17 protein-coding genes and 2 pseudogenes are annotated in these 20,593 nt (G+C 62.4%); 6 read left to right on the forward strand and 13 right to left on the reverse strand.

The window, feature by feature from the left end; all coding sequences use genetic code 11:
• The 7 genes from JNA92_RS07515 to hutC all read right to left on the reverse strand — a co-directional run bounded on the left by JNA92_RS07515 (position 1) and on the right by hutC (position 7,604).
• Positions 1-1,524 carry an HAL/PAL/TAL family ammonia-lyase gene (locus JNA92_RS07515; RefSeq protein ID WP_241804104.1) on the reverse strand — a complete coding sequence of 508 codons (1,524 nt, stop codon included), beginning with the start codon at positions 1,522-1,524 and terminating at the stop codon, positions 1-3.
• 8 nt (positions 1,525-1,532) lie between these two features.
• Complete coding sequence (locus JNA92_RS07520) at positions 1,533-2,363, reverse strand: quaternary amine ABC transporter ATP-binding protein (RefSeq protein WP_241804105.1); 831 nt, start codon at positions 2,361-2,363, stop codon at positions 1,533-1,535.
• Entirely contained in the window at positions 2,360-3,211 is an 852-nt protein-coding gene (locus tag JNA92_RS07525; RefSeq protein WP_241804106.1) for an ABC transporter permease, read from the reverse strand. Before JNA92_RS07525 ends, JNA92_RS07520 begins: the two co-directional genes overlap by 4 nt.
• 26 nt (positions 3,212-3,237) lie before the next feature.
• Positions 3,238-4,206, reverse strand: a complete 969-nt coding sequence (locus JNA92_RS07530) for an ABC transporter substrate-binding protein (protein WP_241804107.1) — start codon at positions 4,204-4,206, stop codon at positions 3,238-3,240.
• A 90-nt stretch (positions 4,207-4,296) separates the two neighbouring features.
• Positions 4,297-5,976 carry a urocanate hydratase gene (gene hutU / locus JNA92_RS07535; RefSeq protein ID WP_241804108.1) on the reverse strand — a complete coding sequence of 560 codons (1,680 nt, stop codon included), beginning with the start codon at positions 5,974-5,976 and terminating at the stop codon, positions 4,297-4,299.
• A 348-nt stretch (positions 5,977-6,324) separates the two neighbouring features.
• Positions 6,325-6,897 carry a HutD/Ves family protein gene (locus JNA92_RS07540; RefSeq protein ID WP_241804109.1) on the reverse strand — a complete coding sequence of 191 codons (573 nt, stop codon included), beginning with the start codon at positions 6,895-6,897 and terminating at the stop codon, positions 6,325-6,327.
• Positions 6,894-7,604 carry a histidine utilization repressor gene (gene hutC / locus JNA92_RS07545; protein WP_241804130.1) on the reverse strand — a complete coding sequence of 237 codons (711 nt, stop codon included), beginning with the start codon at positions 7,602-7,604 and terminating at the stop codon, positions 6,894-6,896. Before hutC ends, JNA92_RS07540 begins: the two co-directional genes overlap by 4 nt.
• Positions 7,605-7,747: 143 nt before the next feature.
• Between hutC and JNA92_RS07550 the strand changes: the two genes are divergently transcribed.
• Positions 7,748-9,112 carry a formimidoylglutamate deiminase gene (locus JNA92_RS07550; protein ID WP_241804110.1) on the forward strand — a complete coding sequence of 455 codons (1,365 nt, stop codon included), beginning with the start codon at positions 7,748-7,750 and terminating at the stop codon, positions 9,110-9,112.
• 32 nt (positions 9,113-9,144) lie between these two features.
• Here the strand turns inward: JNA92_RS07550 and JNA92_RS07555 are convergent, their stop codons facing one another.
• Both JNA92_RS07555 and bamE read right to left on the reverse strand, forming a co-directional pair.
• Positions 9,145-9,717 (reverse strand): lipocalin family protein, encoded by a 573-nt coding sequence (locus tag JNA92_RS07555; RefSeq protein WP_241804111.1) that lies wholly within the window; start codon positions 9,715-9,717, stop codon positions 9,145-9,147.
• Complete coding sequence (bamE, locus tag JNA92_RS07560; RefSeq protein WP_012312368.1) at positions 9,714-9,968, reverse strand: outer membrane protein assembly factor BamE domain-containing protein; 255 nt, start codon at positions 9,966-9,968, stop codon at positions 9,714-9,716. Before bamE ends, JNA92_RS07555 begins: the two co-directional genes overlap by 4 nt.
• A gap of 222 nt (positions 9,969-10,190) precedes the next feature.
• On the opposite strand from bamE, the pseudogene JNA92_RS26050 reads away from it, so the two are divergent.
• Positions 10,191-11,228: pseudogene (locus tag JNA92_RS26050) on the forward strand (HAMP domain-containing protein); the annotation flags it as partial.
• Between the two features lie 129 nt (positions 11,229-11,357).
• A complete protein-coding gene (locus JNA92_RS26055) occupies positions 11,358-12,083 on the forward strand; it encodes a methyl-accepting chemotaxis protein (protein ID WP_431312455.1) in 726 nt (241 codons plus the stop codon).
• Between the two features lie 36 nt (positions 12,084-12,119).
• On the opposite strand, the gene JNA92_RS07570 is transcribed toward JNA92_RS26055, so the two are convergent.
• The 3 genes from JNA92_RS07570 to JNA92_RS07580 all read right to left on the reverse strand — a co-directional run bounded on the left by JNA92_RS07570 (position 12,120) and on the right by JNA92_RS07580 (position 16,346).
• Positions 12,120-12,716, reverse strand: a complete 597-nt coding sequence (locus JNA92_RS07570; protein WP_241804113.1) for a DUF924 family protein — start codon at positions 12,714-12,716, stop codon at positions 12,120-12,122.
• A 3-nt stretch (positions 12,717-12,719) separates the two neighbouring features.
• Entirely contained in the window at positions 12,720-13,730 is a 1,011-nt protein-coding gene (locus JNA92_RS07575) for a class 1 fructose-bisphosphatase (RefSeq protein WP_012312365.1), read from the reverse strand.
• Positions 13,731-13,895: 165 nt separating this feature from the next.
• Positions 13,896-16,346, reverse strand: a complete 2,451-nt coding sequence (locus JNA92_RS07580; protein ID WP_241804114.1) for a glycogen/starch/alpha-glucan phosphorylase — start codon at positions 16,344-16,346, stop codon at positions 13,896-13,898.
• A gap of 186 nt (positions 16,347-16,532) precedes the next feature.
• On the opposite strand from JNA92_RS07580, the gene JNA92_RS07585 reads away from it, so the two are divergent.
• The 3 genes and pseudogenes from JNA92_RS07585 to JNA92_RS07595 all read left to right on the forward strand — a co-directional run bounded on the left by JNA92_RS07585 (position 16,533) and on the right by JNA92_RS07595 (position 18,904).
• The gene (locus JNA92_RS07585; RefSeq protein ID WP_241804115.1) at positions 16,533-16,937 is read left to right on the forward strand and encodes a YkgJ family cysteine cluster protein; all 405 of its coding nucleotides are present in this window, start codon (positions 16,533-16,535) and stop codon (positions 16,935-16,937) included.
• Between the two features lie 1,294 nt (positions 16,938-18,231).
• Positions 18,232-18,504, forward strand: a pseudogene (locus JNA92_RS07590) (hypothetical protein); the annotation flags it as partial.
• 139 nt (positions 18,505-18,643) lie between these two features.
• Complete coding sequence (locus JNA92_RS07595; protein WP_241804116.1) at positions 18,644-18,904, forward strand: DUF3077 domain-containing protein; 261 nt, start codon at positions 18,644-18,646, stop codon at positions 18,902-18,904.
• Positions 18,905-18,913: 9 nt separating this feature from the next.
• Here the strand turns inward: JNA92_RS07595 and JNA92_RS07600 are convergent, their stop codons facing one another.
• A complete protein-coding gene (locus JNA92_RS07600; RefSeq protein ID WP_241804117.1) occupies positions 18,914-20,338 on the reverse strand; it encodes a PhoPQ-activated pathogenicity-related family protein in 1,425 nt (474 codons plus the stop codon).
• Positions 20,339-20,593: the final 255 nt, after the last annotated feature.

Raw genomic sequence — 20,593 nt, forward strand, 5'->3', positions numbered from 1 at the left:
TCAGTGCAGTGCCGCGAGAACAGGCTGCGGCCCTTGCGAAGCTTTGAGCAGCGCGGCAGTGCGGGCGATGTCCGGCGCCAGCCAACGGTCTTCCAGGTAAGCCGGAACCTGCTCACGGAGCAGGCGCCAGGCGGCATCGGTACCTGCGCCAAAACGCTGATGCTTGAGAAATTCGAACGCCTGGCTCGCCAACAGATATTCGATGGCAAGTATCTGGGTGCAGTTCTCCAGCACCTGGTGCAGTTTCAGCGCGGCGTTGGTGCCAAGGCTCAGGTGGTCTTCCTGCAGACCGGAGGTGACGTAATTGTCGAGCACTGCCGGTTGCGCCAGCTGGCGGTTCTGCGCGCACAGCGAGGCGGCCACGTACTGGGCGATCATCATCCCCGAGTTGACCCCTGGGTTGCTGACCAGAAATGCCGGCAGCCCACTGACGTGGGGGTTGACCAGGCGATCCAGGCGGCGCTCGGCAATCGAACCGATCTCGGCCATGGCAATCGCCAGCAGGTCGGCGGCCATTGCCACCGACTGGCCGTGTGGGTTGGCTTGGGACACCACACGGAAGTCATCCGGGGTGCCCAGCAGCAACGGGTTGTCGTTGGCGCCGTTGAGTTCGGCCTCGATCTGCCGCACAGCATGGGCGAACTGATCACGGGCCGCGCCGTGCACCTGCGGGATCGAGCGGATGCTCAGCGCATCCTGGGTGCGGATCCCCTTGCTGGCAGCGATCACTTCGCTCCCCGCGAGCAACGCGCGCAGGTTCTCGCCCACCACTTGCATGCCAGGGTGCGGCTTGAGGGCGATGATCTCGGGGTCGAACGCAGTGATCTGCCCGCGCAGTGCCTCGAAGCTCATGGCACCGGTCACGTCGGCCCATTGCAACAGCCGGCTGGCGTCGTCCAGGGCGAGGCTGGCCAGGCCGGTCATGCACGGCGTGCCGTTGACCAGGCACAGCCCATCCTTGGCCCCCAGCAGCACCGGCTGCAGGCCCGCCTCGGCCAGGGCCTGGGCGGCGTCGACGACGTGCCCACGGTAGCTGACCTTGCCGATCCCCAGCAGGCACACGCCAACGTGCGCCATGTGCGTCAGGTAACCGACCGACCCCTGCGAGGGTACCTGCGGCGTGATGCCATGGTTGAGCAACGCCAGCAACGCTTCGACCACACACCGGGCGATACCCGATTTGCCGTGGCTGTAGTTGGCGATTGCAGCGCAGATGATCGCCCGCGTCTGTTCCTCGGCGAGCGCTGGCCCAACGCCACAGGCGTGGCTGAGCAAGGTATTGCGGGACAGCTGGCTGAGCTGTTCGCCTTGCAGCGACACGTTGCACAGTGCGCCCAGGCCCGTGTTCACGCCATAGGCACGCTCACCGCTCTCGACGATATGGCGGACGATGGCTTGGGCATTGTCGATACGCGCCCATACCTGCGGTGCCAGTTCCAATGGCGCGCCATGGCGGGCAACGGCGGCTATGTCCTGCCAACGCAACGGGGCATCTTCGAAGACAACGGTCTCAACGTGCGACATGGTGCCCCTCATACCGCGACCGCGCGGCGCTGGACGAAGCGGTCGACATACTCATCGGCCGGGTTGTGGAGGATCTGGTGCGGCGTTCCCACCTGGATCAGGCGGCCGTCCTTGAGGATGGCGATGCGGTTGCCGATGCGTACCGCTTCGTCCAGGTCATGGGTGATGAACACGATGGTCTTGTGCAGGGTCTTCTGCAGTTCGAGCAATTGGTCCTGCATCTCGGCGCGGATCAAGGGGTCGAGCGCACTGAAGGCCTCGTCCATGAGGATGATATCGGTGTCCGCTGCCAGTGCCCGGGCCAGGCCGACACGCTGGCGCATGCCACCGGACAGCTGGTGCGGGTATTTCTTCTCGTAACCCTTCAGGCCTACGGTCTCGATCCATTGCTGGGCGCGCTCGGCGCACAGCTGCTTGCTTTCGCCGCGCACCTTCAGGCCATAGGCGACGTTTTCCATCACATTGCGGTGCGGCAGCAGGCCGAAGCTCTGGAACACCATGCTGATCTTGCGTCGGCGAAAATCGCGCAGAGCCTCCATGTCGTACTGCAGGATGTCTTCGCCATCGACCAGGATCTGCCCGCTGGTAGGGTCTATCAGGCGGTTGAAATGGCGTACCAAGGTCGATTTTCCTGAGCCCGACAGGCCCATGATCACGAAAATTTCGCCGCTGGCGATGGACAGCGACAGGTCGTTGACCCCGACCACGCAGCCGGTCTGCGCCAGCACTTGCTCTTTGCCCTGGGCGCTGCGGATCAGGCGCATGGCTTCGTCGGCCCGGTCGCCGAAGATCTTGAAGACGTTCTTCACCTCGATCTTGCTGATCGGCTGCGTGCTCATTTGCTCACCTCGTGGCGTGGCCGGCCATAAGCCTGGGTAATGCGGTCGATGACCACCGCGAGAATGACGATGGCCAGGCCCGCTTCCAGGCCGCGGCCAACGTTGAGGGTCTGGATGCCGACCAGCACGTCTTCACCAAGGCCACGTGCCCCGATCATCGAAGCGATCACGACCATCGACAGGGCCATCATGGTGGTCTGGTTGATACCGGCCATGATGCTCGGCAGCGCCAGCGGCAACTGCACACCGAACAGCTGCTGCCAGCGGTTGGCACCGAAGGCGTTGATCGCCTCCATCACCTCCCCATCGACCTGGCGGATACCCAGGTCAGTCAGGCGGATCAGCGGCGGCGCGGCATAGATCACCGTAGCGAAGATGGCCGGCACCTTGCCCAGGCCGAACAGCATCAGCACCGGAATCAGGTACACGAAGCTGGGCATGGTCTGCATAATGTCGAGCAGTGGCATCAGTACCGCCCGCAGACGGTTGCTGCGCGCCGACAGGATGCCAAGCGGGATGCCCACCAGCACCGAGATCAGCGTAGCTACCAGCATCAGTGCCAAGGTCTGCATCAGCTTGTCCCACAGGCCAACGGCACCGACCAGGAACAACAGGCCGGTGATCAGCAGCGCCGGCAGGATGCGCCGGGTCGCGTGCCAGGCGACCACTGCCACCACACCGAGCATCAGCCACCAAGGGGTAGCGCGCAACAAGCCCTCAAGGCCGACGATGGCCCATAGCAGCGTATCGGAGATGTGCCGGAACACATCGCCATAGTTGGTCACCAGGGCGTCGACCCAGCCGTTGACCCAGTCGGCGATGGAAAATGTCAGGTTGTCAGGAAACATAAATTCCACTCATCGGCAGAGGACGCTCAAAGCGCCGCGTTGATCTTCTTGGCAGCCTCTTCGCTGACCCATGCCTGCCAGACTTCAGGATGTTCCTTGAGGAATGCCTTGGCCAGTGCCGGCGACTCGATCCGCTCCTTGGTCATGCGCGCCAGGTTCTGGTTCAGCAGGTCGATCGGGATGTTGACCTTCTCCAGCACAGCCACCAGCTCGGGCGCTTGTTCGTGGAAAACCTTGGACAGCCCGACCTTGATCGAGACGGTCTTGTCCACACCCTGCTTTTCCTGCAGCTTGACCAGATCGACCTGGCCCATCAGCGGCGTGGGGGTCCAGTAATAGAAGAGAATGGGTTCCCCGCGCTTGTAGCTGGACAACACCGCAGCATCCAATGCCGGGCCGGTGCCGGGGCGGAAGTTGGTATAGCTGCTTTCCAGGCCGTACTCCTTGAGCATCTTGCTGTTGTCCAGCTCGCAGGTCCAACCGGCCGGGCAATTGTAGAAGCGGCCCTTGGCGGGCTCTTCCTGGTCTTTGAAGACACTGGCATATCTGGCCAGATCGGCCACGTTCTCGAGGCCTGGGGCCTTGGCCTGGAGCTTGCGTTTGGCGTCACCCTCGATCACATAGCGCGGCACGTACCAACCCTCTTGCGCGCCCACCACCGGGGCGCCGACGCCCACCACCTTGCCGGCTGCCTCGGCCTTCTTCCACACCTCGCTACGGCCGACCCACTCCTCGGCGAACACCTGAATGTCATTGGTGCCCAGCGCGTTCTCCATGGTGATGGAGTTGCCGGGCAGACTGTCGGTTGCACAGCCGTAGCCGTTCTTCAGCACGAACTGCATCACGTCAGTCAGCAGCATGCCGCTTTCCCAGTTCAGGCCGGCGAATTTGACCGGCTTGCCGGACTCACACCAACCAGCAGCCTGGCTGCTGCCGGTGGCGCCGAGCAGGCCAAGGGTGAACAGCGAGGCAAGCAAGGTCTTGTTGGTTTTCATTGCATGACGCTCCAAACTTGAAAGTGGAAATCGGCAGTCCTTACAACAAAAATCACCGATTGGGGGCCGCCGTGCGGCCCACCGGGGCTGTCAGCCAGTGATCATCGGCAGGTTCAGACCCTGCTCTTTGGCGCAATCGATCGCAATCTGATAGCCGGCATCGGCGTGGCGCATCACACCGGTGGCCGGGTCGTTGGTCAGCACGCGAGCGATGCGCTCAGCCGCTTCGTCGCTACCGTCACACACAATCACCATGCCAGAGTGCTGGGAGAAGCCCATGCCCACGCCACCACCATGGTGCAGCGAGACCCAGGTGGCACCGCTGGCGGTGTTCAACAGTGCATTGAGCAGTGGCCAGTCGGACACCGCATCCGAGCCATCCTGCATGGCCTCGGTCTCGCGATTGGGGCTGGACACCGAGCCCGAGTCCAGGTGGTCACGGCCGATGACGATCGGCGCCGACAGTTCACCGCTGCGCACCATCTCGTTGAACGCCAGGCCCAACTTGGCGCGCAGGCCCAGGCCGACCCAACAGATGCGGGCTGGCAGCCCCTGGAAGCTGATGCGTTCGCGGGCCATGTCCAACCAGCGGTGCAGGTGGGCGTCGTCCGGGATCAGCGCCTTGACCTTGGCGTCGGTCTTGTAGATGTCCTCGGCATCACCCGACAGCGCCGCCCAGCGGAACGGGCCGATACCGCGGCAGAACAGCGGGCGGATATAGGCAGGGACGAAACCTGGGAAGTCAAAGGCGTTGGCGACCCCTTCTTCCTTGGCCATCTGGCGGATGTTGTTGCCGTAATCGAAGGTCGGAATACCCTGGCTCTGGAAGTCGAGCATGGCTTGCACATGCACGGCCATGGACTGCTTGGCGGCCTTGACCACAGCCGCCGGTTCAGTCTGGGCGCGGTCACGATACTGTTCCCAGGTCCAACCCGCTGGCAGGTAGCCATTGAGCGGGTCATGGGCACTGGTCTGGTCAGTGACCATGTCCGGGCGCACGCCACGCTTGACCAGCTCAGGCAGGATTTCGGCAGCGTTGCCATGCAGGGCGATGGAGATGGCCTTGCCTTCGCCGGTGTACTGGGCGATGCGCGCCAAGGCGTCGTCGAGATCGCTAGCCTGCTCGTCGACGTACCGCGTCTGCAGGCGGAAGTCGATGCGGCTCTGTTGGCACTCGATGTTCAGCGAGCAGGCACCCGCCAAGGTTGCAGCCAGTGGCTGGGCGCCGCCCATGCCGCCCAGGCCTGCCGTCAGTACCCACTTGCCCTTGAGGCTGCCGCCGTAGTGCTGGCGACCGGCTTCGACGAAGGTTTCGTAGGTGCCCTGAACGATGCCTTGGCTGCCGATGTAGATCCAGCTGCCGGCGGTCATCTGCCCGTACATGGCAAGGCCCTTGGCATCCAGTTCGTTGAAGTGCTCCCAGTTGGCCCAGTGCGGTACCAGGTTGGAGTTGGCGATCAGCACGCGCGGGGCGTTAGCGTGGGTCTTGAATACGCCGACCGGCTTGCCCGACTGAACCAGCAGGGTTTCATCGTCGTTCAGGTTGGTCAGGCTCTCGACGATCTTGTCGTAGCAGGCCCAGTTGCGCGCGGCGCGGCCAATGCCGCCATACACCACCAGCTCTTTCGGATTTTCGGCAACCTGTGGATCGAGGTTGTTCATCAACATGCGCAGCGGCGCTTCGGTCAGCCAGCTTTTGGCCGTCAGCTTGTTGCCGCGCGGGGCGCGGATTTCGACATCACGAAATTTGTTCAGCTTGTTGTCAGTCACGAAAGTGCTCCTCGGATGCTTACAGCGCGAAGGGGACGGCCTATCCACAATCGCGCACTTGGCTTTACTTGTACATACAAGCATATGCAATTGAATTGCCAAGTTGCCTGACAGCGCCTCGCCGAGGACGCTGAAAACAGCTTGCAGCCCATGCACGTCAAGGGCTCAGAGCAAGAAGAAAAGCTGTGGTGGGGTAAAAACCAGACGTTTTTCACACTGGACGGCATTGCGCCATCCTGGGGCGTTCGGTAACAGACTGCTCCGTTTGGAAGCGTTACCAGGTTACTCTCGACCGACTGCAATGGCCCTGTCGCCTGCAAGCCGGCGGATCAGGGCCACTACATCCACTTATAGAGGGGACAGCTCGATCACGCAGCAGCGCCCGAGCACATCAATCTCCTGCAGGCGGGTGTTTTCGCTCACCTGCAAGCAGTCGTACAACCCCAGTGGCGGCTGCAGTTGCCCATCGATGCTCGCCTGCAATTGCGCCTGGCCACTGAACACGAGCACGGTGCTGGCCGCACTGAGCAGCCGGCTGCCACCGTTGAACCATTGCAGCCGGGCGCGGTAACGCCCAGGCGCATAGATCAGGTTGAAATCGCGAATCGGCCCGCCCAGCAGACTACAGTTCACCTGGCTTTCACCACTGAAGGCATAGGCATCGAAGGGCAACAGCGGCCGGCTGGATTCGCCGTCCACCGTCAAACGCATGCCATCGCCCTGCAGCACGGTGATGATGCGTTGGTAGCCGGCAAAGCTCGAAAAACCGCCGGACGCCTCAATGTCGGCAATCGACAGCCGCCAACCGAAGCCATCAAGCCCATCGCCGGTATCGCGGGTGATTTCTTCGGTAAACCCGCCACCGTTCTTCCACGGCATGCGCGGGTACTCTTCGGCGTGCAACCAGTGTATCTGCCTCATTTGCTGAATCGCCCTTCCAGACGATGACGAGACCCCGGATGGATCAGGCGCGCTGCGGTCACCGGCTGACGCCCGGACCAGGTACGGCGACGGATCAGCAGGCAAGGCTCGCCACGCTCGATCGTCAACAGTTGGCATTCGTCAGGCTCGGCAAGGATGGCCTCGACCACATGCTCGCCCTCCGTCAGCGGCGCCACCTGCGACAGGTAGGCGTAGGGCGTCTGCAGGGTAAAGTCCTGCTTGAGGTAGTCTGGAGCGATCTGCGCGTTGACGTAGCGATCCTCGATCTGCACCGGCACGCCGTTTTCGTAATGCACGATCAGCGAATGGAACACTCGCTGACCTTCACGCATGTCCAGCGCCAGCGCGCGCTCGGAACCGGCCGTCTCCTCGGCCAAGGTGATCACCTGGCAGCTATGCTGGTGGCCACGCGCGGCGATTTCGTCGGCAATGTTGTGAACTTCGAACAGCGCGGACTGGGTCTTGGGCTCGGCAACGAAAGTGCCGACGCCCTGCATCCGCACCAGCAGCCCATCAGCCGTGAGCTCGCGCAACGCACGGTTGATGGTCATGCGGCTGAAGCCAAGCTGGCTGACCAGTTCGCTCTCGGACGGCACCCGGTGGTGCGGGGGCCAGCTGCCACTTTCGATCTGCTGGATGATCATCTGCTTGACCCGGGCGTACAACGGCGCCGGGCCCTCGCCCATCGGGGCGACCAGCGCGGGGACAGGAGGTGTCGGCACGGCGTGGATCCTTGTGCGGAATGAATGAACGGTAGCTTGCCGCAGTTTACCCGGCAGGCAAACGGCTGTATATGTATATACAAGCTGAACACTCACAGGATAGCGCAATGCCCGCCTACTACGCCGAACGTGCCCTGCTGCCCACCGGTTGGGCCCACAATGTCCGCCTGGAGGTGGCCGCCGATGGTCATCTGGTGGGGGTCCAGGCCGATGCTACGGCCGAGGGCGCCGAACACCTCAAAGGGCCGGTACTGCCCGGCATGCCCAACCTGCACTCGCACGCGTTCCAGCGCGCGATGGCCGGCCTGGCCGAAGTGGCAGGCAATCCCAACGACAGCTTCTGGACCTGGCGCGAACTGATGTATCGCCTGGTCGGCAAAATCACCCCCGAGCAACTGCAGGTCATCGCCCGTCAGCTCTACATCGAGATGCTCAAGGCCGGCTACACCTCGGTGGCCGAGTTTCACTACGTGCACCATGACCCGGCGGGCAAGGCCTATGCCGACCCAACCGAGCTGTCCCGGCGCATCAGCGCGGCGGCGGCCAGCAGCGGTATCGGCCTGACCCTGCTGCCGGTGCTGTACAGCCATGCCGGCTTCGGTGGCCAGCCACCCAACCAGGGGCAGCGGCGCTTCATCAATTCCACCGAGCAGTACCTGCGACTGCACGCGCAACTCGCAGCGACGATCGCCGCACAACCCGCGCAGCAGCTGGGCTTGTGCTTCCACTCACTGCGGGCGGTGACGCCAGGGCAGATCGCCCAGGTGTTGGCAGCAGGCGATCAGCAATGTCCAATCCACATTCATATCGCCGAGCAACAGAAGGAAGTCGACGACTGCCTGGCCTGGAGCGGCCTGCGCCCATTGCAGTGGCTGTATGAGCATGTGCAGGTCGATGCGCGCTGGTGCCTGGTACACGCCACCCACGCGCAGACTGACGAAGTGGCAGCCATGGCCAGCAGTGGCGCGGTGGCCGGGTTGTGCCTGACCACCGAAGCCAACCTGGGTGACGGGATTTTCCCGGCGGTGGACTACCTGAGCCAGGGTGGCCGGATGGGGATCGGCTCTGACAGCCATGTATCACTGAGCGTGGTCGAAGAGCTGCGCTGGCTGGAATATGGCCAGCGCCTTCGTGACCAACGGCGCAACCGGCTTTATCGCGACGATCAGCCGAGGGTCGGCCGTACGCTGTATGGCGCGGCGCTGATGGGTGGGGCTCAGGCAGTCGGGCAGCCTGTGGGGGCGCTGGCCATGGGCAAACGTGCCGACTGGCTGGTGCTCGATGGGCAAGACCCGTATATCGCCACGGCCGACGAAGATGCAATTCTCAACCGCTGGCTGTTTGCCGGTGGCGACCGCCAGGTGCGCGATGTGATGGTCAACGGGCAGTGGGTGGTGCGCCAGGGGCGGCACGGGCAGGAGGAAGAAAGCGCTCGGGCGTTTGTCGAGGTGTTGCGACAGCTGTTGGGCTGACGACAGAGGGCCGCAAAGCGGCCTCTATGCCCTCAATGCATCTGCACGATCTGCTTGTCCGCCATTCGCCAGATCAGCCGGCTGGTGTCGTAGCCCTGCTGACGGGCCTTGGCCAGCAGGCTCTCGCGCTCCCATGCCGGCAGCGTCGGTGTACGCGACAGGATCCACAGGTACCTGCGGTCGGGGCTGCCGACGATCGCCGAGCGGTAGTGGTCGTCCACGTACAGGATCCAGTACTCCCCCTTGGTCAGGCCAGGGACCAGGCGGGTGAACCAGTTGTCGAACTCCACCCACAGCCTGTCGGTATGCCCCGGCTGCTGGATGTTGGCATGCCCCTCGGCGCGCAGCCACTCGTCACCCATCGTGCGGCAGCGGCTCAGCACCCCGTACGAACCGTCAGGCTTGAGGTTGTAATGCGCTTCGGACTGAGCGCACTCGCTCTGGTACGGCATCGGTAAGCGCGCCAGCTCGTACCATTTGCCTTGATAGCGCTTGAGGTCGACATTGCCGGCGGTCTTGGGCGCCAGCGGGTCATTGGCCGACGTGGCGCAGCCACCCAACAGCATCACCAGGCACAACCCCAGCAGCAGGTGCAGACGCGTCATTTGAGGCCCTGCCCTGAATACATCAGTACCTTGTCGGCCGCGTATTGCACGCTGATGAAGCTCTTTTCGTCCCCCCAGGTACAGCTGCTCATGCCCAGTGCGCCGGAGCACTCGGTGGGCGTGCCGAGCAGTTGCTCGACCTCGGCCTTGTTCATGCCGGCCTTGAGCTTGGAATAGTTTTCCTGGTTGATCTTGCTGCACGCAGTCAGGATGACGCACAGGGACAACAGGGCGAGGGAACGCAACGACATGAAGGAACACTCCTGAATGGTGGGCGCAGGCGAGAGGCCTGCAGGGACCTTCGACGGGAAAAACGGTCCCTGGTTCCCTGCCATGCCCTTTTCGTTCTACACCATTGGTCGGCGGGCGCTGCGCAAACGATTAATGTTTTGCCATGGCGAGTCGACACAGCGAGCACGCTGTGACGCGTGATCGCAGCACTCCTTTGCCTTGCCTTGTGCAGACCCAAAAAAATGACCAAGAATCTCAAGTTCAGCCACAAGATCCTGCTGGCCGCCGCCCTGGTGGTGGCCGTCGCCTTTACCTGTTTCGTGCTGTTCAACGACTACCGCCAACGCCAGTCCCTGCGCAGCGATACCCAGGCCAACCTGCAGGACCTCGGCCGCCTCACCGCAGGCAACATCCGCACCTGGCTCGACAGCCGCGTTCAGCTGCTGGCCTCGCTGGCCCAGCAGATTGCCGTCGATGGCCCGGGCAAGACCAGCCTCGACAGAAGCCTGGCGCTGCCGGTGTACGCCAGCAATTTTCAGCTCACCTATTTCGGCGGCCAGGACGGCAGCATGCTGTCGGTGCCGGCCGGCAACCGCGCCGCCGACTACGACCCTCGTGCGCGCGGCTGGTACAAGGCAGCCAGTGCAGGCAGCCAGACCATCGTGACCGAACCGTACATTTCGGCTTCTGCCGGCAAGCTGGTCATCACCCTGGCCGCTCCCGTGCAGCAAGGGGGCCGGCTGATTGGCGTCAGCGGCGTGGACACCGACCTGCAAACCATCAGCAACCTGATCAACACGCTCGACTTCGATGGCCACGGCCACGCCTTCATCGTCAACGGCGAGGGCAAGATCCTGATCCACCCCAAGGCCGACCTGGCGCTCAAGACCTTGGCGGATGTCTACCCGGACAACACGCCGCACATCAGTAGCGGCCTTGAAGAAGTGGTGCTCGATGGACGCAGGCAGTTCATCAGCTTCACCCACGTCGACGGCGTGCCCTCGGCGGACTGGTATGTGGCGCTGGTGGTCGATCAGGACGCGGCCTTCGCCATGCTCGGCGAGCTGCGAACCTCGGCCATCGTCGCGACGATGATCGCGATACTGGTCATCATCGCCCTGCTCGGCCTGCTGATCCGCGTGCTGATGGAGCCGTTGCACCTGATGGGCCGGGCCATGCATGACATTGCCGAAGGCGAAGGCGACCTGACCCGGCGCCTGGCCATCCACGCGCAGGACGAGTTCGGCAGCCTTGCCCAGTCATTCAACCGTTTCGTCGAGCGCATTCATGAGTCGATCCGCGAAGTGGCCTCGGCCACTGGCCAGGTCAATGCAGTAGCCACGCAGGTAGTGAGTGCCTCGAATGCCTCGATCTGCAACGCCGACCAGCAGTCCAGCCGCACCAACAGCGTGGCCGCGGCCATCAACCAGCTGGGTGCCGCAGCCCAGGAGATCGCCCAGAACGCAGCGCTGGCCTCGCAACATTCCAGTGAGGCACGCGGCCTGGCCGAGGACGGCCAGCAGGTGGTCGGGCGCACCATCGACGTGATGAACCAGCTGTCGGCGCGCATCAGCGATTCATGCGGCAACATTGAAACGCTCAATGCCCACACCGCCAACATTGGGCAGATTCTCGATGTAATCAGCGGCATTTCCCAACAGACCAACCTGCTGGCACTCAATGCCGCGATCGAGGCAGCCCGTGCCGGTGAAGCTGGGCGAGGTTTTGCCGTGGTCGCCGACGAGGTCCGCAACCTGGCGCACCGCACCCAAGAGTCGGCGCAGCAGGTTCAGCGCCTGATCGAAGAATTGCAGGCCGGTGCACAGATGGCCGTCAGCACCATGAACCAGAGCCGTGAACACAGCGACCAGAGCGTCGGGATCGCCAACCAGGCGGGTGCGCGCCTGGGCAGCGTGACCCAGCGCATTGGCGAAATCGATGGCATGAACCAGTCAGTGGCTACCGCTACCGAGGAGCAGACGGCGGTGGTCGAGTCGATCAATGTCGACATCACCGAGATCAATACGCTGAATCAGGAAGGGGTGCAGAACCTGCAGAGCACGTTGCGTGCCTGCACCGACCTTGAACACCAGGTCGAGCGGTTGAAGCATCTGGTGGGTAGTTTCAGGATCTGAAACGAATGGGGGCCGCGTTGCGGCCCCATTCGTTACTCAAAACCTGGAGCCTGGCTCCAGCAAAAAGTCCATCTCTTCACTGGTGCTTGGCCGCTCCAGCAGCAGATTGCGATGCGGGAAGCGCCCGAACCGGGCAATCACCCGCTGGTGCTGCTCGGCATAATCCAGGAACCCCTCGAACAACCGCCGGTTGGCCTCGGGCTGCTCATCCAGCAGCATCTGGTAACGTTCCACGCACAGGTTCTGCCAGTCCAGCACCTCGGCATGCTCGAGCACCAGCAGCACGAATACCCGCTGGATCGGCAACAGCTGGTAATCCCAGCCCTTCTGCAACCCCTGCAGGGCCACTACCTGGGCACGCCGGTCGCCCTCGAAGGCACGCGGCGTGTCGCGGTAGATCATGCGCGGCAGCTGGTCCAGCAGTAGCAGCAGGCCGAGCCACCCCTGCGGGCTTTGCTGCCACTCCTCGAGCCCGCCCGCCAGGGCATGCTCGACAAGCTCGCCAAACAGCGCATGCGCTTCGGCATCATGATGCTTGCCGAACCACAGCGTGCTCTTCTCGTCAGCCACGGCCTGGGGACTGGAGCCCCAACCGAACCACCACTCCAGCAACGGCTGCCAAGGTGCGAGCATGATTTACTCCTTGTGATAGGCGGTGACGCGCTCGACCTCTTCCTTCGAGCCGAGAATCACCGATACACGCTGGTGCAGGCTCTCTGGCTTGATGTCGAGGATGCGTTCGTAACCGTTGGTGGAGGCGCCGCCGGCCTGCTCGATGATGAACGACATCGGGTTGGCTTCGTACATCAGGCGCAGCTTGCCCGGCTTGCTCGGCTCGCGGGCGTCGCGCGGGTACATGAACAGACCGCCACGGGTCAGGATACGGTGCACGTCGGCCACCATCGAGGCGATCCAGCGCATGTTGTAGTTCTTTTTCAGCGGCCCGGTCTCACCGGCCAGCAGTTCGCCCACGTAGCGCTGAACCGGGGCTTCCCAGTGGCGCTGGTTGGACATGTTGATGGCGAACTCGGCGGTGGTTGCCGGGACCTGAATATTTTCGTGGGTCAGGACGAAGCTGCCCAGCTCACGGTCCAGGGTGAAGCCCTTGACGCCGTTGCCCAGGGTCAGGATCAGCATGGTCTGCGGGCCATAGATGGCATAACCGGCGGCGACCTGCTCGGTACCTGGCTGCAGGAAGGCGTTTTCGTTCAGGGTTTCGTTCTGGCTCAGGTATTCATTGGGGCAACGCAGTACCGAGAAGATGGTACCGACCGAAACGTTGACGTCGATGTTCGACGAGCCGTCCAGCGGGTCGAAGACCAGAAGGTAGGCACCTTTGGGGTATCTGCCCGGGATCTGGTAGGCGTTGTCCATTTCCTCGGACGCCATGCCGGCCAGGTGGCCACCCCACTCGTTGGCCTCGAGCAGGATATCGTTGGAAATAACGTCGAGCTTCTTCTGCACTTCGCCCTGTACGTTTTCAGTGCCCATGCTGCCCAGCACGCCGCCGAGGGCGCCCTTGGACACGTGATGGCTGATTTCCTTGCACGCACGCGCCACCACTTCGATCAGGAAGCGCAGATCGGCAGGGGTATTGTTGCTGCGGGTCTGCTCAATCAGATAGCGACTCAAGGTAACGCGGGACATGTATGGCTCCGAAAGGATGGGGGAGAAAAACCCTCGCAGTTTACAGGGAGAGTTCAATGCTAGCGAGTAAAGAGACACGCCTGGGCAGTCAGACGGCACATCGGGTCGGTAGTTCAGCGCTCGCCAGGCCAGTGGTCAGGTGGGGCCGCTGTGCGGCCCCCAGGCTCAATCCAGCACCTTCCAGATCTCGGTCGCATACTCGCGAATGGTCCGGTCCGAAGAGAACCACCCCATCCGTGCGGTATTGAGCACCGCCATCCGCCACCACTCCTGGGGCGTATGCCACAACTCCTCCACCCGCTGCTGGGCATCCCAGTAGGCATCGAAGTCGGCACAGACCAGGAAGCGGTCGTAAGCCACCAGCCCGTCGATCAGCCCGGTATAGCGTGACGGGTCATCTGGAGAGAACACGCCACTGCGAACCGCCTGCAGCACATCGTTCAAGCGGTTGGAGGCGGCGATCGCGGCCACGGCGCCAAAATCGCCGGCACGCTTGCGCGCCTCCACCTGCTGCGCGGTCAGGCCGAAAATGAACATGTTGTCGGCACCCACCTGTTCGCACATCTCCACATTGGCGCCATCGAGGGTACCGATGGTGAGTGCACCGTTGAGGCCGAACTTCATATTGCTGGTGCCCGACGCTTCGTAGCCGGCCGTGGAAATCTGTTCCGACAGGTCCGCCGCCGGGATGATGCTCTCGGCCAGGCTGACGTTGTAGTTGGGCAGGAACACCACCTTGAGCAGGCCGCGCACGGTGGGGTCGTTGTTGACCACCCGGGCGATGTCGTTGGCCAGCTTGATGATCAGCTTGGCCTGGTGGTAGCTGGCCGCAGCCTTGCCGGCAAAGATCTTCACCCGCGGCACCCAGTTGGCACCCGGGTCGTTACGAATGGCCTGGTACAGCGCTACGGTGTGCAGCAGGTTGAGCAGCTGGCGCTTGTACTCGTGGATACGCTTGACCTGCACATCGAACAGCGCCTCTGGGTTGACCGTGACGCCCACGCGGTCCTGGATGATGCTGGCCAACGCGCGCTTGCTGTGCAGGCGCTGCTCGGCGAACTGCTTGAGGAAGACGCCCTTGTCGGCGAACGGTACCAGGTTGGCCAGGCGCCCTTGCGGGTCGTCGAGCAACTCTGGCCCCAGGGCTTCCACCAGCATCGACGTCAACTTCGGGTTGGACTGGTACAGCCAGCGGCGGAAGGTAATGCCGTTGGTCTTGTTGTTGATCCGCTGGGGGTACAGCTTGTGCAACTCGGCGAACACCGTGCTTTTCATCAGTTTGCTGTGCAGCGCCGATACCCCGTTGACGCTGTGCGAGCCCAGAAACGCAAGGTTGCCCATGCGCACCCGGCGGCCGTTGTCTTCCTCGATCAGCGACACCGCCCGCAGCACGTCGAAGTCATGCAGGCCCTTCGCGCGCAGGGCATCGATATGGTAGGCATTGATCAGGTAGATGATCTGCATGTGCCGCGGCAGCATGCGCTCCATCAAGGCCACCGGCCACGTCTCCAGCGCCTCGGGCAGCAGGGTGTGGTTTGTGTAGGCCAGGGTGCCGACGGTCAGCTCCCAGGCTTTCTCCCACGGGATTTCATGCTGGTCCACCAACAGCCGCATCAATTCGGCGACGGCGATCGACGGGTGCGTGTCGTTGAGCTGGATGGCCGCAGCATCCGGCAGGTTGAGCAAGTCCTTGTGCATGTTCAGATGGCGTCGCAGCAGGTCCTGCAGCGATGCCGACACGAAGAAGTATTCCTGGCGCAGGCGCAATTCCTGCCCCGCTTCGGTGCTGTCGGCCGGGTACAGCACGCGGGAGATGCTCTCGGCGCGAGCCACTTCGGCCACCGCGCCAAGGTGGTCACCGGCATTGAAACGCTCCAGGTGCAGCTCTTCCAACGCCCGTGCGCGCCAGAGGCGCAAGGTGTTGACGCTGGAACCGCGCCAGCCGACCACCGGCGTGTCGTAGGCGACCGCCCGCACCGTCTCGCCCGGCGACCACACCTGACGCTGCTGGCCATGGGTATCGTGCACCGTTTCGACGCTGCCGCCGAAGCTGATCGGGTAGATCACCTCGGCGCGCTCGAACTCCCAAGGGTTACCGAAATCCAGCCAGTTTTCGGTCTGTTCCTGCTGCCATCCGTCGACCATGGCCTGGCGGAACAGCCCGTGCTCATAGCGGATGCCGTAACCGTGGGCGGCGATGCCCAGCGTCGACATGCTCTCCATGAAACAGGCAGCCAGACGGCCCAGGCCACCGTTGCCCAGCGCGGCGTCCGGCTCCAGCAGGCGGATGCGCTCCAGGTCCACGTCCAGCCCCTCCAGCGCATCACGGGCGATGTCCAGCAGGCCTAGGTTGCTCAGGCTGTCGTAGAGCAGGCGCCCGATGAGAAATTCCAGAGAGAGGTAATAGACCCTTTTCTGGCTGCGCCGGTAGGCCTGACGGGTGTGATCCATCCAGTGATCGACCATGTGATCACGGGCAGCCAGGGCTATGGCCTCGAACCAGTCGTGGTCAAAGGCGTGCTCCGGGTCCTTGCCGACCGCGTAGGTCAGTTTGTCCAGTACAGCGGCGCGAAAGTCGGCCACCTCGGCGTCACGTGCTTTGGGTTCCTGGGACATGTGGCATCCTCGGGCAAATTGGCGAAAGTGGCGGGAGAGTGTTGAGACTAGACCCTTCGACAGGGAGTGACAGTCTCCGTTCGCAGTTTTCATGCCGGCTTGGCCAATCCGGCAAAAGGTTGTTCACAAATTGAACAACTCCGGTATCATCGCGCGCCCCAAGACCGTGATCCACCCCTTATAACGATGAAAACGACCCTGATTGCCGCAGCCGAAGTCGACCGCCTGGAAACCTGGCAACGCTATGCCAGCCACATGTGCGGGGGCTGTCATTCGACCTGCTGCACCCTGCCTGTGGAAGTGAAGATCAAAGACCTGATCCGCATCGGCGTGGTGGACGAGTTCGAAAAGGACGAACCCCCGAAGAACGTGGCCAAGCGCCTGCAAAAGGAAGGCATCATCGAGCGATTCAACCAGAAGTCGGGGATCTTCACCCTGACCCGGATGAGCAACGATGACTGCATGTACCTGGACCGTAAGAGCCGGCTGTGCACCATTTATGACAAGCGCCCGGATACCTGCCGGAACCACCCGAAGGTCGGGCCGCGGCCGGGGTATTGTGCTTACAAGCCGAAAGCACCCGGACGTTGACGAGCCATCTGAGACCCAATAGACTTTTAACCGTCTTGATGTACACGGAGCTTCCTTCGGGAAGTGTCTAGACGCCGCCATCTGGTTCCGGCCGTGCCGGTTGATGGGATTAGTCCCTAAGGGCCTCCGCGATACGACCCCCTTCATTGGGGGTTTCGTATTTTTACAGGTTGCTATCGCCTTACAGGCCGTCGAATCGGCTCATTTCTCAGTTTCTTCAGCATCAGCAACCAGCCTTTAATCTTCTCGTGCCGCTTCAGCGCCGTAGGCCGATTCGAAGGATGGCCAGGGTCACGCACATAAGCACTTTCCACATGGAGTTTCAGGCTACGGGGCGAGTCTCGACGCAAGTTGAAATACACCTCATATCGACTGCCCTCCGGATACCCGAACTGATTACCCTCGATGGTCAACCAGTTGCTATGCCCAGTAAATAGGCACTGTCGCTCAGGCAACGAAGCAATAATCGAAGGCAACTGAACTGACAGCTTGTGACGACCAGGGCAGAAGGCACGGCGAATTCCCCGATGATCGATCAAGAGGTGATCGTGCCCCATCTGTTCGAAGTCCAGTTCAGTACCTTGCTTGGGACCCTAGCTGACGCAGTGACTTGAGTACTCGACCGCCAGTGCTACTTCCCCCATGCCCCGATCAGCCAGGCCCGGGATCTTCAACTGATGTGAGATTGGACGCAAATGAAGCAGACTCCACGAACTGCCTGCGACCTCGATCTGGCCACGAGCCAAGTGTTCCTTCCACCCCTTGCCCTTCATTTTCAGCCTCAATCAATTGCCAATAGGCAGCGTACTGAGGCCATCGGCTATTGCCAAAGACAGCTTGGTAAGTAATTGAGTAGAAAGAAACATGCTGTAACCGACACTGGAAATATCGGTTTCCAGTTTGCCCAAAATCAAGTCTTCACACCTCCGACCCAAGGCAACTCAACGCTGTGCATCTATTCCACTAAGAAAATTTCCCACTATTGATACAGATAGTTCCTACAGGTTTGGGCTGGCGACATCAGCCCTCGCGAAATACCCTACAAACCCTGTCGACTCGCGTCTGATTGTTACTGGAAAGCTGTCCCCCTAGGCTTTCCAGGTCGCTGCACAGTTCAGCGATCGAGGTGTGGAAACCTCGGCAATTCAACATGGAGGCTGTCGTCATGACAGCTGTACGCGGGAGGCTTCCGAGCCTACCGGGTTTTCCATGTGCCTGGTTTTCCACCCCGTGTGCAGCTGTCACCCCAATGTGTGGAAACGGACGGGTGGCACATGAATGACATGGAGCCGATATGAAAAAGCTAGTCCCTGACCCACTCCACCACTTCGACCTCCCAGACGGCACGACCCTCACCCACGCCATCTGCGAAAACCTCGTCCCCCTCGACCACGTCGTGGTCAACATCACCCATTACCTGATGATCGCCTACAACCACAGCCACCGCGCCCTCGACGGCATCGAGGATGACCGCACGCGGGAGACGCTGGTGAATGGCTTGCGGGCCATGCAGTTGGCCTGGGGACAGGCGGATGCCTTGTCGCTCGCCTTGGAACGTGCCGGCAGCACGCGCCTTTTCGCGGGCATGCCCGCCCCCACAGGGACTGTGCAATGCCCGAGGCCTGCGCCGTACCTGTGGGAGCGGGCGAGCCCGCGAAACCGGCGAAGCCGGTGCCATCCACAACAACACTCCGGGTGAAAAACCAATGACCGAAAACAACCAGACCACCCCCGGCAAAACCTGCTTCTACCAGGGCGATGAGCACAAACAACCCCTGTTCCAGGTCTGCGCAGGGATCCCCTGCCAGGACGCCCGAGACCAAGCCTCCGAACTGCTGGGATGCGTGCGCGACCTGACCCTTACCGCCGTCATGGACAACGACCCGCAACTGATCTGGGCCGCACACTACCTCAGTGCATTGGCCAAGGCCCTGCTGGACGATGCCGAACTGGGCATGCGGCACTGAGCCAGCGCTTCACGCGCTTTCTGCCGGGAAGCTGCGGCAAGCACCGCCGTGATCCGTCGGCGGATGCGCGGGATATGTCTGCGGCAGCACCCTGACCGGGCTGGTGGCGATGAAGCCATCAGCGAACTTCGCTTCGACGAACTGCGCCTGCCACCCCGTTGCTGGCGCCGTGCGTTGCAGGGTGAAGTGTTGCTGAGGGTCCAGCGTCTCGGACTGGTAGCGAACCGCGCAGGCATAGCGGAAATCGCGATCCTGGCTGTTGTTTGCCGTCCATACCCTCACTTCCACGGGCGGCTCGGACAAGTCGACAGCCATCAGCCCAGGTTGCCCGCCCTCTGACACCTGCACGCTCGGCAGCGCTTTGCCATCGCGCAGGCGTGTCACCGCCGGCACCAAGGTGCTGACCACCTGCTGACGCACCCCACCGTGGTCCGAGTTCGGCAACACTCTCAGGCTGGTCTGGCCTGGCAGGCGTTGCTGATAATCGGTGACGGGGTCGGGCGCGAAGAAATCATCGCCGCTGGCAGACACCAGATACTTGGGAATCGCCAGGCGCTGCCCCTCCTCGCTCAGGTACTGCATCGGGTCCATCATCGCCATGAGCCGCTCGAATGCCGGGGTGCCCAGTTGTTGCAGCACACCGGCCTGCTGGTAGGAGCCCAGCGCCAAGGGCCAGTGACCGCCATAGCGCTTGCGCAATCCAGCCAGCATGTCCGAGGTGTCCGCCACGTCGATTACGGCAGGCACGATGGCGATCACCCGCTCATCGGCCAGCGCCGTGAGCCACGCGCTCCAGCCACGCTTGGAGGCACCTGTGATGATGAAACTGTCCACCGTGAGCCCTTGCTTACCCAGTTCCAGTTCGGCCAGGTCCATCGCCCGGCTCGCCGCCGCAGCCATCGGCACATGCAGGGGTAGTTCCGGCGCGGCACCGCGCAGCGAATGTGCCCAGGTATGCGCCACGGCGTCATCCTCGCTCAGGGGCTTCTCGACATCACTGAAGGTCACGTACTGGTTGGGCGCATCGCTGATCATGACCACGGCCGTCTGCGACTTGAGAGCCACTTCGCGCAATGCTTCACGGGTATAGTCCGGGCTCTGCGCCGGCCCGTGCCGCACGCCGTTGTTCACCACCAGCAAGGCTTTGCCGGGCACTGCATTGCGCGGCACATGCAGCTCGACGTCGTGCTCCCAGCGACGCGGTTCAACCACCGGCACTGGGTCCCACACCTGCGAAACCATCTGCAAGCGACGGAAATCGTAGCCAGGTTCAGAGGCCTGTTCGAGCAGCACGGCCTCCAGAGGCTTCTGCCGCACATCGCCGATGTGGCAGTGAACGACTTCCTGCGGGCGCAGGCCGCTACAGTCCTGCAGAGCGCAGGCATGGAAACTGGCCATCAGGCAGGGGATGGCAAGCGCAAATCGGTACTTCATGGGCGTGCTTCCTCTGGAGAAAGCACGTCACGCTAGGCGGCCCTACAACCGTACACAAGGCGTGAACACGCCTGAAAGAAGTTCCCTACACCAGCTTGAGACATAGACTACAACTCGCATCTCCAGACAATCGAGTAGGAGGCGGGTTCACACCCGCCGTCCTCTCACACCACCGTGCGTACGGTTCCGTACACGGCGGTTCAGGCTATGCGGCTAAGCCGGTTGATCGTATCCAGTATCGAGACCAGTCCGAGT

The sequence above is a fragment of the Pseudomonas putida genome, assembly GCF_022627325.1.
In the GTDB taxonomy this organism is placed as follows: Bacteria; Pseudomonadota; Gammaproteobacteria; order Pseudomonadales; family Pseudomonadaceae; genus Aquipseudomonas; species Aquipseudomonas putida_X.

Bases quoted from the DNA above. Each gene is read 5' to 3' on its own strand.
- JNA92_RS07540 (WP_241804109.1), bottom strand. From the start codon at position 6,897: ATGAGGCAGATACACTGGTTGCACGCCGAAGAGTACCCGCGCATGCCG.
- JNA92_RS07580 (WP_241804114.1), bottom strand. From the start codon at position 16,346: ATGTCCCAGGAACCCAAAGCACGTGACGCCGAGGTGGCCGACTTTCGC.
- JNA92_RS07600 (WP_241804117.1), bottom strand. From the start codon at position 20,338: ATGAAGTACCGATTTGCGCTTGCCATCCCCTGCCTGATGGCCAGTTTC.
- JNA92_RS07525 (WP_241804106.1), bottom strand. From the start codon at position 3,211: ATGTTTCCTGACAACCTGACATTTTCCATCGCCGACTGGGTCAACGGC.
- JNA92_RS07555 (WP_241804111.1), bottom strand. From the start codon at position 9,717: ATGACGCGTCTGCACCTGCTGCTGGGGTTGTGCCTGGTGATGCTGTTG.
- hutC (WP_241804130.1), bottom strand. From the start codon at position 7,604: ATGGGCGAGGGCCCGGCGCCGTTGTACGCCCGGGTCAAGCAGATGATC.
- JNA92_RS07520 (WP_241804105.1), bottom strand. From the start codon at position 2,363: ATGAGCACGCAGCCGATCAGCAAGATCGAGGTGAAGAACGTCTTCAAG.
- bamE (WP_012312368.1), bottom strand. From the start codon at position 9,968: ATGTCGTTGCGTTCCCTCGCCCTGTTGTCCCTGTGCGTCATCCTGACT.
- JNA92_RS07550 (WP_241804110.1), top strand. From the start codon at position 7,748: ATGCCCGCCTACTACGCCGAACGTGCCCTGCTGCCCACCGGTTGGGCC.
- JNA92_RS07595 (WP_241804116.1), top strand. From the start codon at position 18,644: ATGACCGAAAACAACCAGACCACCCCCGGCAAAACCTGCTTCTACCAG.
- JNA92_RS07575 (WP_012312365.1), bottom strand. From the start codon at position 13,730: ATGTCCCGCGTTACCTTGAGTCGCTATCTGATTGAGCAGACCCGCAGC.
- JNA92_RS07530 (WP_241804107.1), bottom strand. From the start codon at position 4,206: ATGAAAACCAACAAGACCTTGCTTGCCTCGCTGTTCACCCTTGGCCTG.
- JNA92_RS07515 (WP_241804104.1), bottom strand. From the start codon at position 1,524: ATGTCGCACGTTGAGACCGTTGTCTTCGAAGATGCCCCGTTGCGTTGG.
- JNA92_RS07585 (WP_241804115.1), top strand. From the start codon at position 16,533: ATGAAAACGACCCTGATTGCCGCAGCCGAAGTCGACCGCCTGGAAACC.
- JNA92_RS07570 (WP_241804113.1), bottom strand. From the start codon at position 12,716: ATGCTCGCACCTTGGCAGCCGTTGCTGGAGTGGTGGTTCGGTTGGGGC.